The 13,889-nt window shown below is 69.1% G+C and carries 15 protein-coding genes and 4 pseudogenes; 8 read left to right on the top strand and 11 right to left on the bottom strand.

Annotated elements, in window-relative coordinates; all coding sequences use genetic code 11:
• Positions 1-38 precede the first annotated feature (38 nt).
• Positions 39-740 (top strand): hypothetical protein, encoded by a 702-nt coding sequence (locus QQS16_RS00705; protein ID WP_286059526.1) that lies wholly within the window; start codon positions 39-41, stop codon positions 738-740.
• Here QQS16_RS00705 and QQS16_RS00710 read toward each other — a convergent pair.
• From QQS16_RS00710 to QQS16_RS00725, 4 genes and pseudogenes are all read right to left on the bottom strand, one after another.
• Positions 727-1,038 (bottom strand): annotated as a pseudogene (locus tag QQS16_RS00710) (IS110 family transposase); the annotation flags it as partial. The gene QQS16_RS00705 and the pseudogene QQS16_RS00710 sit on opposite strands and share 14 nt — an antisense overlap.
• A 104-nt stretch (positions 1,039-1,142) precedes the next feature.
• A complete protein-coding gene (locus tag QQS16_RS00715; protein WP_353479644.1) occupies positions 1,143-1,478 on the bottom strand; it encodes a hypothetical protein in 336 nt (111 codons plus the stop codon).
• Positions 1,479-1,955: 477 nt separating this feature from the next.
• Entirely contained in the window at positions 1,956-2,630 is a 675-nt protein-coding gene (locus tag QQS16_RS00720) for an NUDIX domain-containing protein (protein ID WP_286059528.1), read from the bottom strand.
• Positions 2,627-3,010, bottom strand: coding sequence for a DUF4406 domain-containing protein (locus QQS16_RS00725; RefSeq protein ID WP_286059530.1), 384 nt, complete (start codon positions 3,008-3,010; stop codon positions 2,627-2,629). The genes QQS16_RS00720 and QQS16_RS00725 overlap by 4 nt, the downstream gene beginning before the upstream one ends.
• Positions 3,011-3,058: 48 nt before the next feature.
• Here QQS16_RS00725 and QQS16_RS00730 point away from each other — a divergent pair, with 48 nt between their 5' ends.
• Entirely contained in the window at positions 3,059-3,814 is a 756-nt protein-coding gene (locus tag QQS16_RS00730) for a DeoR/GlpR family DNA-binding transcription regulator (RefSeq protein ID WP_286059531.1), read from the top strand.
• 154 nt (positions 3,815-3,968) lie between these two features.
• Positions 3,969-4,085 (top strand): annotated as a pseudogene (locus QQS16_RS43360) (transposase family protein); the annotation flags it as partial.
• 456 nt (positions 4,086-4,541) lie between these two features.
• Here the strand turns inward: QQS16_RS43360 and QQS16_RS00735 are convergent.
• Positions 4,542-4,947: pseudogene (locus QQS16_RS00735) on the bottom strand (IS5 family transposase); the annotation flags it as partial.
• 347 nt (positions 4,948-5,294) lie between these two features.
• Between QQS16_RS00735 and QQS16_RS00740 the strand changes: the two are divergent.
• Positions 5,295-5,600, top strand: a complete 306-nt coding sequence (locus QQS16_RS00740; protein ID WP_286059532.1) for a hypothetical protein — start codon at positions 5,295-5,297, stop codon at positions 5,598-5,600.
• A 178-nt stretch (positions 5,601-5,778) separates the two neighbouring features.
• Here the strand turns inward: QQS16_RS00740 and QQS16_RS00745 are convergent.
• A pseudogene (locus QQS16_RS00745) lies at positions 5,779-6,184 on the bottom strand (ATP-binding protein); the annotation flags it as partial.
• A 662-nt stretch (positions 6,185-6,846) separates the two neighbouring features.
• On the opposite strand from QQS16_RS00745, the gene QQS16_RS00750 reads away from it, so the two are divergent.
• A complete protein-coding gene (locus QQS16_RS00750; protein ID WP_286059534.1) occupies positions 6,847-7,209 on the top strand; it encodes an STAS domain-containing protein in 363 nt (120 codons plus the stop codon).
• 224 nt (positions 7,210-7,433) lie between these two features.
• Here the strand turns inward: QQS16_RS00750 and QQS16_RS00755 are convergent, their stop codons facing one another.
• Positions 7,434-7,856, bottom strand: coding sequence for a hypothetical protein (locus QQS16_RS00755; RefSeq protein ID WP_286066169.1), 423 nt, complete (start codon positions 7,854-7,856; stop codon positions 7,434-7,436).
• 185 nt (positions 7,857-8,041) lie between these two features.
• Here QQS16_RS00755 and QQS16_RS00760 point away from each other — a divergent pair, with 185 nt between their 5' ends.
• From QQS16_RS00760 to QQS16_RS00770, 3 genes are all read left to right on the top strand, one after another.
• Positions 8,042-8,251, top strand: a complete 210-nt coding sequence (locus tag QQS16_RS00760) for a DUF6207 family protein (protein ID WP_286059536.1) — start codon at positions 8,042-8,044, stop codon at positions 8,249-8,251.
• A 142-nt stretch (positions 8,252-8,393) separates the two neighbouring features.
• Positions 8,394-8,525 carry a hypothetical protein gene (locus QQS16_RS00765; protein WP_286059537.1) on the top strand — a complete coding sequence of 44 codons (132 nt, stop codon included), beginning with the start codon at positions 8,394-8,396 and terminating at the stop codon, positions 8,523-8,525.
• Between the two features lie 311 nt (positions 8,526-8,836).
• Positions 8,837-9,205 carry a nuclear transport factor 2 family protein gene (locus tag QQS16_RS00770; protein WP_286059539.1) on the top strand — a complete coding sequence of 123 codons (369 nt, stop codon included), beginning with the start codon at positions 8,837-8,839 and terminating at the stop codon, positions 9,203-9,205.
• A gap of 624 nt (positions 9,206-9,829) precedes the next feature.
• Here the strand turns inward: QQS16_RS00770 and QQS16_RS00775 are convergent.
• The 4 genes from QQS16_RS00775 to QQS16_RS00790 all read right to left on the bottom strand — a co-directional run bounded on the left by QQS16_RS00775 (position 9,830) and on the right by QQS16_RS00790 (position 13,881).
• Positions 9,830-10,858, bottom strand: a complete 1,029-nt coding sequence (locus QQS16_RS00775; RefSeq protein ID WP_286059541.1) for a tetratricopeptide repeat protein — start codon at positions 10,856-10,858, stop codon at positions 9,830-9,832.
• A gap of 304 nt (positions 10,859-11,162) precedes the next feature.
• On the bottom strand, positions 11,163-11,423 hold the full coding sequence (locus QQS16_RS00780) for a hypothetical protein (RefSeq protein ID WP_286059542.1): 261 nt from the start codon (positions 11,421-11,423) through the stop codon (positions 11,163-11,165).
• Positions 11,424-11,522: 99 nt separating this feature from the next.
• Positions 11,523-12,821, bottom strand: coding sequence for an MFS transporter (locus QQS16_RS00785; RefSeq protein WP_286059543.1), 1,299 nt, complete (start codon positions 12,819-12,821; stop codon positions 11,523-11,525).
• 115 nt (positions 12,822-12,936) lie between these two features.
• Positions 12,937-13,881: a LysR family transcriptional regulator gene (locus QQS16_RS00790; protein ID WP_286059544.1), complete on the bottom strand. Its 945-nt coding sequence runs from the start codon at positions 13,879-13,881 to the stop codon at positions 12,937-12,939.
• Positions 13,882-13,889 lie beyond the last annotated feature (8 nt).

Raw genomic sequence — 13,889 nt, forward strand, 5'->3', positions numbered from 1 at the left:
TTCGAACACTCCTAACCAGGCAGGGAGAGAATCGCGGCATGGTGATGACACGGCACTGGTACTCCTCGTCGCCCGTCGTGGACGGGCACCCGCTCCTGGACGAGCCCGGCTTCTGGCCCGCGCACTTGGCGGACCTGTCCGAGGGCTTGTCACCAGAGGCCTTCGGCTCAGACGCGGGCGACGCAGGCGCCATGCTCGACAAGCTTCACGCCCCATCGGCTTGGCCAATGTTGACAGTGCCTCTGACCGGCGGCTTTACGATCGTCGTGCACTACAACAGTGGCGAGGAGTTCACCACCACCGACTACTTCCTCACGCACCCCGACTGGAACCAGGATCTTGTGCTCGCCAGCGACGATCAGGACCGTATCGGACCTGGGCTGTGCTGGCCCGAGCTCGCCGCATTGGTGGAAGCACCGGCAGACGCCGTTGGTGTCACCGACCCTCACGCCCGGCTCCTGCTCCTCCTTCCGGTCCTGGGCGACACCGCAGTCCCGGCAGAAGCGGTGACAGCCGTGGTCCAGGCTCTGGTCGCGCAGGGTGCGCCCGAAGCGAGCGAGCCGTTGGCCAGGCGCTTGCTCCAGGGGAATCCCATGTGGGGAGCCCAGGACTGGTGGTTCGACACGGATGAACGGAGCTGGATCTGCGAAGGCGATCACAGCCCCCGCAAGATTCCCTTGGGTGACCACTTGCCCGAACAGCAGCGAGCTGCTCTTGAGGCGTGCCTCACTCCCGGGTGACCGACTCAGCCTGCGGCCGGACAGCCTTGTCGTGAGGGGTCCCGAAGGCGAGCGATTCGTCATAGGTTTTGCCCTGTTGAAGGCAGTGGTAGAGCTGGCCGATCATGCGGTTGAAGAGGTTGCGCTGGGCGGCGGCGTGCCAGTCGCCGATCTCGCGGCGGCGCCGGTAGTGGGCACCTGCTCCGGGTGAGTGGCGAAGGGCCGCGAAGGCCCAGAGGTAGCCGGCGTGGTTGAGCCGGTCGTTCTTCACCCAGCGTCTGGTGATGGACGACTTCTTGCCAGAGGCCCTGGTGACGGGCGGGGGGACCTTGCTCTGACGTCGATCGCCATGGCCGCCGTCCTGGGCGTGAGCGATCGCCGCTTCGCCCTTGATACCAGGGAAGGCTGCGCGGTGAAGCCGGCTCAATAGCGGTGGTTGGGCCAGTGCGGGTCCTCCCAACGGGCGGGGCCGGTGAGTCCGATGAGTCGTATGCGGTGAAGCAGTTCCTCCGGAGCGTCCTGGGCTTGAAGCCGCGCAGGGGCGTGACGGACCAACCAGGCCGCGAGCTCGGTGCGCAGGTCATCTGCATTGTCCCACGCGTCCCATGGAAGTTGATCGCCCAGAAGGTCGTACTCCCAGTGGGCAGCCGCTTCGGTCAGGTGCCGGTCGGCAACGCGGTCTTCGAGTGCCTCCCAGGTGTTGAGCCAAGGGCTGAGCGTGGCAGATGCCTCGGCGCACAGCGCGAGGACTTCATGCACGGGGACGGCCGGATCCGGTGAGGGTGTGAGCCCACCAGGCACGCAGGAACTCCCACACCGCCGCGCTCCGGTGCGCAGGCCATTGCCGCCAGTGGCCGGCAGTTACCCAGTTTCCAAGCCGCTTACGATGGCCGGCCCCTGAGGCTGTGCCGACACGATGAATCCCGACGACACTCCCGCACGGCTCCGACCCGGCAGAGCCGAAATAGGCTCTGCCGGAGATCTTGTGACAGAGCCCGTCTGCACTGGGCATCAACTGGGTGTGCGGTTCAGGGGATTGGGGCGGTTGCTGCCGCATTTAGCCGGTGTGGTGGTGGAGTCGGTGGAGCGGGCCGCTGGGGTGGTCACGTTTCGTACGCCGTGCCTGGCTCTGTTCATCAGAACGGACAGCAGAGATTCACCACTTCGGGAGGCACCTGAGCCGTCCTGGAAATCGAACACCCTGCCTTCCTGGACGTATCTGGCGAAGGCGGACTTTCAGACGTTCTGCTGTCGGGCGAAGGGCCCGCACAGGGCTGCCCATTGCAGGAGCAGGATGGTCTTGCCGTCGGTGATGCGTCCGTCGCGGGTCATGGCGAGGGCCTCGGCAAAGGGAAGTTCGAGGACTTCGATGTCCTCGCCCTCTTCCTCGAGTCCTCCGCCCATGCCGGTCCGGTCGGCCGGGGTGTAGGGGGCGGCGAAGAAGTGGAGGCGCTCGGTGACGGAGCCCGGGCTCATGTAGGCATCGAGCACGTGGGTGAGGGGGCCGAGTCTGATGCCGAGTTCTTCGGCGCTCTCGCGGCGGATCGCGGTGTGCGGGTCTTGCGCGTCGAGCAGTCCGGCCGCCGCCTCGATGAGCATGCCGTCGGGGTGGCTGTTCACGTAGGCCGGGTAGCGGAACTGGCGGGTCAGCAGGACGCGGCTGCGTTCGGTGTCGTAGGGCAGGACGACGGCGCCGTTGCCGCGGTCGTAGGTCTCGCGCCGCTGGGTCTCCCACCGTCCGTCGCGGCGCCGATAGTCGAAGGTGGTGCGGCGCAGGACGTGCCAGCCCTGGGAGGTGAGTTCGACGTCGCGTATCCGGACGTCGGGGTTGCGGTTGAGGTCGCGTCCGGCGAGGTGGAGACCGGTGCGTCCACGGTGATCGGGGGTGTCGACACCCGGGCTGCTCGTCACATGGTCTCCTGCGGGGTGCGGCGCGGAATCTCGGCGACGTCGTGGTAGACGGGTAGGCCGCGGCGGCGAGCGGTGGCGACGTCCTGGTCGGCGCCAGCGGATTCGCCCTGCAAGCGCAGCACGGCGTCGCAATGGGCGAGCAGTCGGTCGGCGGTCGGGTAGAGCACCTGGTCGGCGAGGGGGTCGGTGGGGCCCGCGCCGGCGGAGCGGAGGACGGGCAGGGCGATCCACTCGCCGATCACGGGGAGATGTCCGGCCGCGAAGACGGGCCAGGCCGCGGATTCCAGGCGGGCGAGGTTGGCGGCCATGGCCTGCGGGTCGCCGTCGGTGCCGGAACGGTAGGGACCCGCGATGAGGATGAGCAGGGGCTTGTCGGTCATGGCGGCTAAGATACATGCAGAATCGTGCAAGAACAGGAAGGAACGTGAATGCTGGCTGCTGAACGACGCGAGCATCTGCTCGATCTGCTCGCCCGCACGGGAAAGATCGTGGCCAAGGACGTCGCCGCCGAACTGGGCATTTCCGAAGACAGCGTGCGGCGTGACCTTCGCGATCTCGCCGCCGAGGGGTTGTGCCAAAGGGTGTACGGTGGCGCGCTGCCCGCGTCTCCCGCAGTGGTGGACTACGACGCCCGGCAGGCGGTGGCCCCGGACGGCAAGCGGAAGGTCGCCTCAGTGGCCGCCGCACTGATGCGGCCGGGCGGCTCGGTGATCCTCGACGGCGGCACCACCGCCCTCGCCGTGGCGCGGGCGCTCCCGAAGGACCTCGCCTGCACGGTGATCACCCACAGCCCGACGATCGCCACGGCTCTGATCGACCACCCGCTGGCGGAACTCTTCCTCCTCGGGGGGCGCGTATTCAAGCACTCGGCGGTCACCTGCGGCGCCGCCGCGGTCGAGGCCGCGCAGAACGTCTCCGCCGACCTGTGCCTGCTCGGCGTCACCGGCGTCCACCCCGAGGCCGGACTGACCACGGGGGACGCCGAAGAGGCGGCGATGAAGCGTGCCCTGTCCGCGCGGGCCGCGGACACCTACATCCTCGCCTCTTGCGAGAAGATCGGTACGGCCTCGCCGTACCGCGTCCTGCCATGGGAGAAGATCACCGGGCTGATCACCGACGCCGATCCTCACGACACGGTCATCGAGCAACTCAAGACACTCGGCGTGGAGGTCCTCGTAGCCTGATGAGAGCCGAATGCGGGATCTCGGACCGGCAGGAGCGCCCTCTGATGTGCTGAGCCCGTAGCGAATCGGACAATCCCCACGCGCAGTGCCTCCCGAAGTGGTGAACATCTGCTGTCCGTTCCGATGAACAGAGCCACCGTGCCGGACGCTGCCGGTGCGGTGTCCGGAGTGCGGCATACCGTCCTGGCGGGTGCACGGCCGGTACACGCGGCGGTCGCGAGATGCTCCGGTCGGGCTGACGCCGGCGGTGATCGAGTTCGTGGTGCGGCGGTTCACGTGCAGCAACTCCCGCTGGGCCGCGGTGATGTTCGCCGAGCAGGTGGAGGGCCTGACGCAGCCACATGCCCAATACGCGCCGCTGTTACGCCGGATGCTGTCGTCGATCGCGACGGTGCTGGCGGGGCGTCCATGTGCCCGGCTGGCCGTGCCGCCAGGGATGCCGGTGGCCAAGGACGTACTCCCGAACGCCTTCGCTGTCACCTTCGGGGGCCGCCTCCCAGCGGCCCTCCCTCAGGTGCAGGAGCCCGCATGGGGGCACGACAGCCCTGGAGAGTGCCAGGCTCCAGGGCTGCCCGCCAGCCCTGGGCGGGCGGATAGCCGGCGGGCGCCGGGCTCTCGCCGACGGCCGGCCACTGCGGCCGTCCGGACGCGTCGGCGCCGGTTATGCGGGTGCTGCCGGTGTGGTGGTGGCCCCGGGCTCGAAGGTGGCCAGCACCTGCTCCAGAGTCTTGCTGGTCAGACCGCCTCGGGAGCGCCCGAGGCCGGGACAGCGGGCCCCCTTTTCGGGCCCCGGCGGCGTGCTGGTGAGCACGGACGATGGTGGAGTCGACCGACACGAGCCAGTCGATGTCCCCGGCCGCGTCCGCCCTGGCCAGGGCGGCCCGGAGCATGCCCTCGAACGTGCCGTCCAGAGCCCACCGGCGAAAGCGGGTGTACAGCGTGGCCCACGGGCCGTACCGCTCCGGCACGTCCCGCCAGGCCGTTCCGGTGCGGAACTTCCACACGATCCCGTTGAGCACCTTGCGGTCGTCCAGCCGCTTCCGGCCTCGCAGTGACATCGGCAGCAGTGGCCGGACGAACTCCCACTCGGCATCAAACAGTTCATGGCGACGTATCACCCGACCATGATCCACTACTAAAGATCATTTGAAGACACCGCCTAGAAGGCGCCAGTACTCGGCCTCGAGCTCCAGCCTGCGCTTGCGTCCCCGCCTCGCCATCAGCACTCCACAATGATCAAGGAACGCTGCGACAAGCGTTAGAACTCAAGCGCCGCCCCTGGTCCACTTTTCAGCCGTCGCCGACGCGGCAGGAGAAACTGGACGGCTTGGCCGAGAGTGGTGGCCCGTTCTGCCCGCGGACACCAACCCTTCTCGGATGGACGCACCGGAGTGCACCGGCGACACCAGCGGCTTAGCTTTGCCGTGCCATGCCACCGGCCGTCCGGCCGCGGCGCGTCCAGGCGGTGAAGGGAACCTCCATGGCAGTCGTGATGACCTTTTCCTGGCCCGAGATCACACCGGACGTGTACGACGCGGTGCGCAAGAAGGTGCGCTGGGAAGAAGACGCACCGGACGGGTGCGTGCTGCACGCCGCATGGTTCGTCCACGGCGGCCTCAACGTGATGGACATCTGGGAGTCGGAGGACCACTTCAACCGGTTCATCGAGGCCAGGGTCGCCCCCGTACTGAAGGGTGAACTGGGCGTGCAAAGCGATCCCGAGCCGAAGTTCTACCCCCTGCACCGGCGCTTCGTCGCCCCCGGGGTCAGTGGCGCCAGCTCCTGAGGTACGCCTTCCGCGCGAGGGGCCGCGTCAGCGATGCCTCGTCGGCCTTTGCCCCGCGGAACCGCACCGACGCCACCGCCACGGTCTTCGCCGACGCCCACGGCGACGACCCGTACGTTGACCTTTCCTGCGTTCTGACGGCTATCGATCCCGTGTTATTTCGCCAGATGGCTGGTTCTGCGTCGGTGCCGTCGGACAAGGCGATGGCGGCGGTGACGCGTTTACCGACCGGCTCGCGGTGTGCCTCGAAACTCTGGACGACGGCCATGACGATCTCCAGGCCGTGCTGGCCGACCCGGCCGGGTTCCGCAGCCCGCGCCAGGGGCAGGGACGGATCGCTGTCCCCCACGGCCACTTCCAGCCTTCCGCCGGCAACACGAAGCTCCAGCAGAGCGGGCCCGGGGCGGGGCGTACTTGCGGGCGTTGGTGACCAGTTCACTGACCACCAGCTGCGCCCCGTCCATGGCACGCTCCGAGACCGGCAGGCCACAATCGGCCCGCACGCGGCTCAGGAAGCCGGCCACAAGATCGCGCGCCCGAGCGATGCAGGAGAAATCCCCCTCAAGGGCTGCAGCCGCATGCAGAGGGGGGGTGCCTCCGGTCGCATCGATCTCACCCTCAGGCACCTCACCTGGTGCCACAGCCGAGGGACGGTCAGGGAGTACGTCGGGCAGCCAGCGCCTGGCCCTGCCCGCAGGGGACGTGCCGCTCTTCGCGGGCCGGCGCATGACGGCCGGTGCGTACGGCCCGGCTCGACGCACGGCGGTGTACACCGCCGGCCAGGCACTCGCCAGCGCCGCGAGCAGGGCAACAGCACAAACGATCAACAAAAGAACGTGGGCCCAGACCGCCGTGGTGTGGTTGGCGGCCGTGATGGCCAGGACACAGAACAGCAGCAAGGCTGCTGCCGCCAGCAGGCACTGCTGCGGTCGTTGCTGTCTCATGCGCTGCAACCCGGGCCGCGATGATCGATGTCAGGGATTGCCATCCTCATCATGATCGACGTCTTCTATACAGTAAGACGCCGGTAGGCGGCTTTTGCAGACCCCTTGTGAATGGCTGGTGGAGCAGCTGCTGGATGTCTTGCTGGCACCTGGCGGCGGCCTGCCTGCCCGCGCGGCGGCGGCCCCGACGGGGCACCGGCTCAGGTTGCGCAGCGGTGCCGCCTTCGGCTACCGGCCTGTACCCGGCATCCCTGCCGGCCCATGACAGCACTGGGTTCTCCACTCAGACCCGCGTCGAGACCGTGACAGACCCCCACAGAGCAGCCCGGCCCGGCCTGTTGGTCGGCCACCGCGCCGTCGACGGCATCTGGGTCCTCACCCTGCACGGCGACATCGACCACGACGTCAAAGGCGATCTCACCAAGGCCCTGCTGTCCTTCGACAGCGCGACCCCGCCACGGACCGTGGTCGACCTCAGCGGGGTCACCTTCATGGACTCCGCCGGCATCAACGTCTTCCTCACCGCCCACCAGGCCATGACCGACGCACAGGGATGGCTGCGTATCGCCGGCGCCCAGCCATCGGTGCTGCGGCTGCTTGAACTCGTCGGCGTGGACCGGGTCATCTCCTGCCACCCCACCGTCGAGCAGGCCTTGACCGACTGACCCGCCGCCGTGCCCTGCGTGTTACCCGGCTTCACCATCTGATGTATCCGGCCGGCGTGAGCGGCACTGCACGGCCGCCTCCAGTTCCCGCAGTGGCGGAAGTCCCCTGTGCACCTGGTGCATGGCCCTGGTGAGGGAGAAGTGGGGCCCCGGCGTGCGCCACACCAGCACCCGCGCTCAGGCCCTGCCCGGGCGATCATGACGCCCGGCCGAGCCCGATAGCGTCAGGCGGCGGCGATGCCGGCGAGGGCGCTCTGCAGCCGGCGGACCGCGTCCTCGGCTTCCACGTACTGCTGAAGAGCCGGAACGACGGCACCGAAGGTACGGCCGTCCTCGGCAGGCACAGCGCGCCAGTGCAGCACCGGCGTCAGGACGGTGGCAACTGCGCCGAGAAACCAGGCCAGGCGCCCATGCACGTGGGCGAGAGCGATAGCCACAGCGGCAAGTGCCTCCCGCAAACGTTCCAACCGGTCGACCTCGGACAGGGTCCGCTGGAACTCCGGGGGGCCTACGGCGGCGTGCAGGTCGGCGGCGGCCTTCGCCGCGACGGCACGGTCGGCGGATGTCAGGACCCACACCCCTTCGCGGATCAGACGTTCAGCTTCCCCCACCAGCGCCTCGATGACCGCCCCCATATCCACGCCCATCATCCTATGCCGGTCTCTGCCCATCACCGGCAGAGCCCGGACAGACCGGCCAGCGAACCAGCCACCTCGGGCACCGGACGGCCCGACATGATCACCCGGCCACGTCCCAGCCGCCCGTCGGCCCCGTAGCCGGTCGGGTGAAGCCCGGGCAGAATCGGCGAAGCCGCCGGCGCGTAGTGCCGTACATGGAGCCGAGCAACAAAACGCATGTCGCACAGCCGGGGCTGGCTGTGGTGGAGATGGCGGCGTGCGACGACGCTACCGCCTTCGCCGTCCAGGAGCTGCTCGCGGCACAGTGCGCCATCGCGCCGGCGGACCGAACGACCCGGGAGCCCGGCGAGCCGGGAGTGCGGCTGCGGTTCTTCCTGGATTTTCAACAGGACGCCGACACGTAGGCCTGCGGACCACCGCAAGCCTGCATGACGCCGGGCCCCGGAGAGTGATCAGTGAGTGTTGCCTGCTTATGCGGGGACAGTTCCGGCGTCCATATCCAGCGGGGAAGCAGGTTGTAGAGCCAGCGGCGGGCGGAGTGGTGCCGTGCTCGCCGGTCCAGGTCTCGACGGCCACGCCTTCAACGGCGTGGTGGTGCAGGCGCTGGTCCATGGACTGGGTGAGGTCGTCCCGAGTGGCGAATGCGGCGACCACGCCCAGCACAGCGGGGCGCTGTAGTCCATCCACAGCGGCAGGCCGCGCAGCTCCGGGGTGCGCCGGTCGATGCGGTCCCAGTCGTCCTGTGTCAGGCCGTCGACACCATCGCGCGGACGGCGCCGGGCGGCAGAATCCGCAGGGAGCTCACGACCTTACGGGGTTGAGATCATGCTGGCAGCAACGCCTCCGGGGCCCGCGCCGGACACGGTCGCCGCACGCCCCTCGCCCGTCAGGCGCAGCGCTTGCCGGGGCCGCCGGGGCGGAGGAGCCTCGAAGGGAGAGGCCCCTCGCGGCCCGCTCCTCGCGGGCCGCGGCCTTCGAGGGAGGTCACCATGGGCAGTGCTGCACGCTCCGGCTTCGACGCCGAAACCCTGCGCCGGGCCATCGAAGGACACACTGCGGCGGATCTTCTGTCGCTCTACGCGGACGACGCGGAGATACGCGTCGTGGACCGCAACACCCAGCCCAGCCACCCCAAGGTTCTGCACGGCAGGGACGAGATCGGCGAGATGCTCGAGGACGTGTACAGCCGCGACATCAAGGCGCACAAGGTCGAGCAGTGCGTGGTCCAGGAGGACCGCGTCGCCTTCACCGAGAGCTGCGAGTACTCCGACGGGGTACGCGTCTTCTCCGAGTCGATGGTGTCCCTGCGGGACGGGAAGATCGCCGACCAGACCATGATCCAGGCCTGGGACGAGTAGCTGCGGACAGGAGGCTACGCAGTCGTGGACCGTGACTGGCCCTGAAGTGGAGCACCGCCCACTCAGTGCCTGGCTCCCGGACAGGACGGGCGGCTGTCGGCGGGGTTGTCGGCCTGGTCGGGGGCTGTTGTCGCACCGTGACCATGGTCGGGCCTTCCTGGTCGGCATTCCGGTCGGGGCCGGTTGCTGCGCTCCGCCGGACGCGCGGCGCCTTCGCCTGCCTGGAGCTCTGTCCTCACCGCTGACAGGGGCCGGTGCGGGTCAGCCGCCGAGGTGGACGCCGAGGCAGCGAGGGGCAGGTTCGTCTTTGCCGATGGTCTCGCGGACGACGGGGGTGGTGTCGCTGCGGCCGATGAGGAAGCGGAGTATGTGCACCAGCAGGTTGCCTTCTTCCAGGCAAAGTAGCAGTGCGGCGGGACGTCAGTGGCGTCCCGCAGGGCCGGGAGGATCGCGGCGATGGCGGCTGAGGTGGGTGCTCACCGCGGAGCGCAGCGTCCGGGCAGTCCTTCAAAGCGGTCGAAGCCGAGCGTCTTCATCGTGCACGGAGGGTGGTGGCCGGTGTGTACCACCCTCCGCTGACTGGGCAGAGCAGGCCCGGCGGCGCGGGCGGCGGAGCCCCGTCGTTCATCGCCTCTGCGTCGTGGGGGCTTGGGCGCGTGTGAGGTGAAAGCGCATGATCTCCCGGTGCGCCGGCCGGCCGTTCTCGGCACGATCCCGCAGCTCGCCGATCCTGCCGTGCCGGGCGAGGAGAGCCGCCTGGTGCTCGGCCAGCTCGTCGGAGACGTACTGCCACCTTCTGTCGTGTTGCGCGGCGTCGAGCACCACCATGGCCTCATCCATGCGGCCGACGCCCGCGAGCAGCTCCGCCAGTTGCTGTGGTGCTCCCCCTTCGCGGCCCAGGATGGCGATGGCTTCCTCATGGCGTCCCAGTTCGTCCATGAGCCGGGCCAGCTGGAAGTCGGAGGTATCGACCGGTGAGCGGCGCGTGTGGCCCCGCTGTCGGAGTACCTGCAATGCCCGGTCCGCTTCGCCCAGTTCGACGAGCAGTTTGATTGTCCACTCGTAGGCGTACTCCTCGTGAGCGTCGATGCGCTGCATCATGATGGCGATGCTCTCGTCCAGTCGGCCGTGGGCTGCGAGGGTGCGGGCCAGGCGCAGGGCGAGGCCCGTGTCGCCCGGGCGTATCAGGGTGCGCAGCGCGTCGATGCGTCCCTGCTCGGCCAGGACGGGCGCCAGCCAGGACCGGGTGATGTCCTCATCGGCCATGGCCAGAGCCTCGACGACTTGCTCCTGACGCAGCAGCAACTGCACCCGTAGATGCCATTCCGCCCAGTCCAGCCGTTGCCGCCAGGCGGGCGGAGTGCCGGCCGCGGCGCGCAGCACGTCGAGCGCATGGTCGGCCTGGCCCCGTTCGTGCAGCAGGTCGATGACGTGCTGGAAGGCCTCTTCCTCGTGGGCCAGCATCCGGACCTGCCATATCTTGACCGCTGCTTCGAGCGGCATCTCGCCGGGGTCGACGACGAGGCGGAGCAGCTCCACCAGATGCGGGGTGCGGCGGTCAGCCCAGAGCGATGCGAGCCTCCTCCACTGGCCCTGCTCGGCGTAGTACTCGGCGAGCTGTGCTGTGGCGTCCGCTGTTCCGCCGGCGGCCATGGACTGGACCTCCTGCACCTGCCCCTCGCGCAACATGCGGCGGATACGTTCCCGCTGCTCGCGTTTGTACCTTTCGGGGTCGCTGCGCGCCCCCCAGTTGGCCAGCGCGCGGCCGTCTTCGCCGGGTTGTACGGCGGTAACAGAAACTGGTGCTTGACCGGTACCAGTTGACGCCCTCTTGTTCCTTTTCCCTCTCCCCATCGCTCCAGTGTCGAAGACGACACCCGGCCGCACCACCCCCCGGTCACCGACCTGCCCGCGCACGCCTTCGGCGCCTTCCCTCCGTCTCCCCCTGTGCTGCTGCTCAGGTGGAGACGCCGCTTGCGCACACCGGAACGACTACTAAAAGTGCCTGAATTATCACTCTCGGACAGCGGCCTTCAGGGCCGACGATCATCTCTATGAGACCGGCCGCAATCAGAGCCCAGGCGGCGAGCCCCAGAAGCCACAGCAATTCGGTGAGGACTCCGGCAGTTCCCAGGGCGGCCACGAGCAGGCAAAGGGCGTACTGGAGGACAGCTCTGTCCATGCGGACAAATGCGATCAGGCCCTGGAAGCCGCGCATCAGGTCGGCTCCCCTTGTTCTGCACACCGGCCTCACCACCTGAACCTGGTCCGTATGGACAGCGTCGCCCTCGACTCGCCCGTCGCGGGCGGCTTCCTGCTACTGGGGCAACGGTGCGACGGCCGCGGCCCTGCGCCGGGCGGTCAGGAAGAGGGCTGCCGCAACGACGGCCGAGGTCAGGCCGAGCAGGCCGACGGCGGCGGCCAGGGTGCCGAGGGCGGACTCGGCCGCGATCAGCACCAGCGGGCAGATGAACTGGCCGATGAAGAAAGACGCGGTCCACAGGCCGGTGCCACGGCCGCGGTCGGCGAAGTCCAGTTTGGACATGGCGATGGTGAGCAGGGAAGGCAGCAGAAGACCGGTGCCGAGGCAGTTCAGTACGGCGCCGACGATCAGCAGCGGCGCGCTGTTGGCGAGCCACATCACCGCGCACCCGGCCGAGCACAGGGCGAAGACGAGTGGCAGCCGGGGCCCCGGGGCCCCGCGCAGCTTGGCGAAGGTGATCGCGCCGGCCACGGTGGCGGCGCTGGCGATCGCTGTGGCCAGCCCGATCACGCTGGTCGCCGTCACGCCGAGGTCGTCCAGTAGGTAGGACATCTCCACCGGGACGGTGTAGAAGACGAGGGCCCCGAACACGGTGAGTCCGCAGATCCCGGCCAGCTGCCGGAAGGGGAAGGAGCGCTTTGGGGCGACCGTGGTGCCCGGGGTGTACGGGGTGTACGGGGTGTCCTTGCTCTCCTCGTCCTCGGCTGCGGCACCGGTGGCCGCGGTCGGCTTCGGCAGCCCGATGGCCATCAGCGGGGCGATGAGCAGGCTGACGGCGTAGATCCAGAACGGGGTCCGCCAACCGGCCGACCCCGCGGCACCGCCGATGACGAAGAACGCGGTCGCGGAGGCGGAGGCGCACATGGTCTGGAGGGCGAGGTAGCGGTCCCGCACCCGACCGCTGTAGTAGTCGCCGATCAGCGTGGTGCAGCAGGTCATGATGGCGGCCTCGGCGACACCTACCAAGGCGCGGCTGGCCACGATGGCGCCCAGCGACTCCAGCCACAGCGGGGCGGTGCCGAAGATCGCGTACAGCACGGTCGCGGCGATCAGCAGGCGCTTGCGGCCGAGCCGGTCGACCATGACGCCCGCGAAGGGCGCCAGCAGGCCCAGCGCCAGGGCCGGGACGGTGAGGGCCATCGGGACCAGGGCGCCTGCGCCGGGCACGCCGGCGAAGTGGTCCTGCATCTTGGGCAGCACGGGGGCGATAAGAACGGCCCCGAGGATCGGCAGACAGCTGCCGGCCATGAGGAGAGCGACGCGCAGCCGGTGCGCGGCACCGGACGTCGGAAGGATCGCACCGGACGGCGGCACTGGTTCCGCGTAGGCGGGCAAAGGCACGGAAGCGGGCATGCGGGAACTCCACGTGGCGAGGTGAGGGACGGCACGCCATCGGGACACAGAGACCCCGAGGAGAGGAGCGTGCGGAGGATCTGGCGTCGACTATGAGTGAGCGGCCAAGCCCTGCCTAGCTTCTGTCCGATCGATCTCCCGGATCGCGATCATCCTTGCCGTGGATGGTCTCGGCGACCCGGGCCGCCGTCTCCCGCAGCCAGATGTGCGCCGCGTCGTGCGTGTGCACCGGGTGCCACCACAGGGCTTCCCGGAGCGGCACGGCGTCGTAGGGCGGTTCCATGACCCGTACGGGGACGAGTCCGTCGAACCGGTCGGCGAGACGCCCCTGGATCAGGGCGACCCGGCGGGTGCCCGCGACCAGGAGGGGCATCAACTGGAAGCTGTCCACGGAGACTTCGACGCGCGGCTCGATACCGAGCATGCCGATCTGACGGGCGGCGGGTGCGTCGTACGTGCGCTGGTACGTCACCCACGGCAGCCGGGCCAGGTCGTCGAGGGTGAGCTGCTCACCGACCTCGGGGTTGTCGTCGGCGACGAGGTAGACCCAGCGGTCCCGGTAGAGGTCCACGGCGGGAAGATCGCTGATGATGCCGTGCGGCAGCAGCAGCCCGTCGGCGGTGCTCAGCAGCGCCCCGGTGTTCTCGGTGATGTCCGTCGGGGGCTGCTTGAAGCGCAGTCTGATTCCCGGCGCCTCGGTGTGGACGATGCGGGCGAGTTCGGCACCGAAGACGGCCACCGCGTAGTCGGAGGCGATCAGGGTGAACTCGTGCTCCTCACGGGCGGGGTCGAACACCGCCTGGCTGGTGAAGACGCGTTCGAGCAGGTCGCAGGCGGTGGCGGTGCGGTCGAGGAGGGCCAGACCAAGGGCGGTCAGTTCGTAGTGGCCGCCGACCCTGGAGAGCAGGTCGTCGTCGAAGTGGCGGCGCAGCCGGGCCAGTGCGGCGCTCATGGCGGGCTGGCTGAGCCCGATGCGTCGGCCCGCCCTGGTGACGTTGCGCTCCTCCAGGAGGGCCCGCAGGGCGACGACGAGGTTGAGGTCCAGGCTGGCCAGGTTCACGCGAAATC

This window comes from Streptomyces sp. ALI-76-A (assembly GCF_030287445.1).
In the GTDB taxonomy this organism is placed as follows: domain Bacteria; phylum Actinomycetota; class Actinomycetes; order Streptomycetales; family Streptomycetaceae; genus Streptomyces.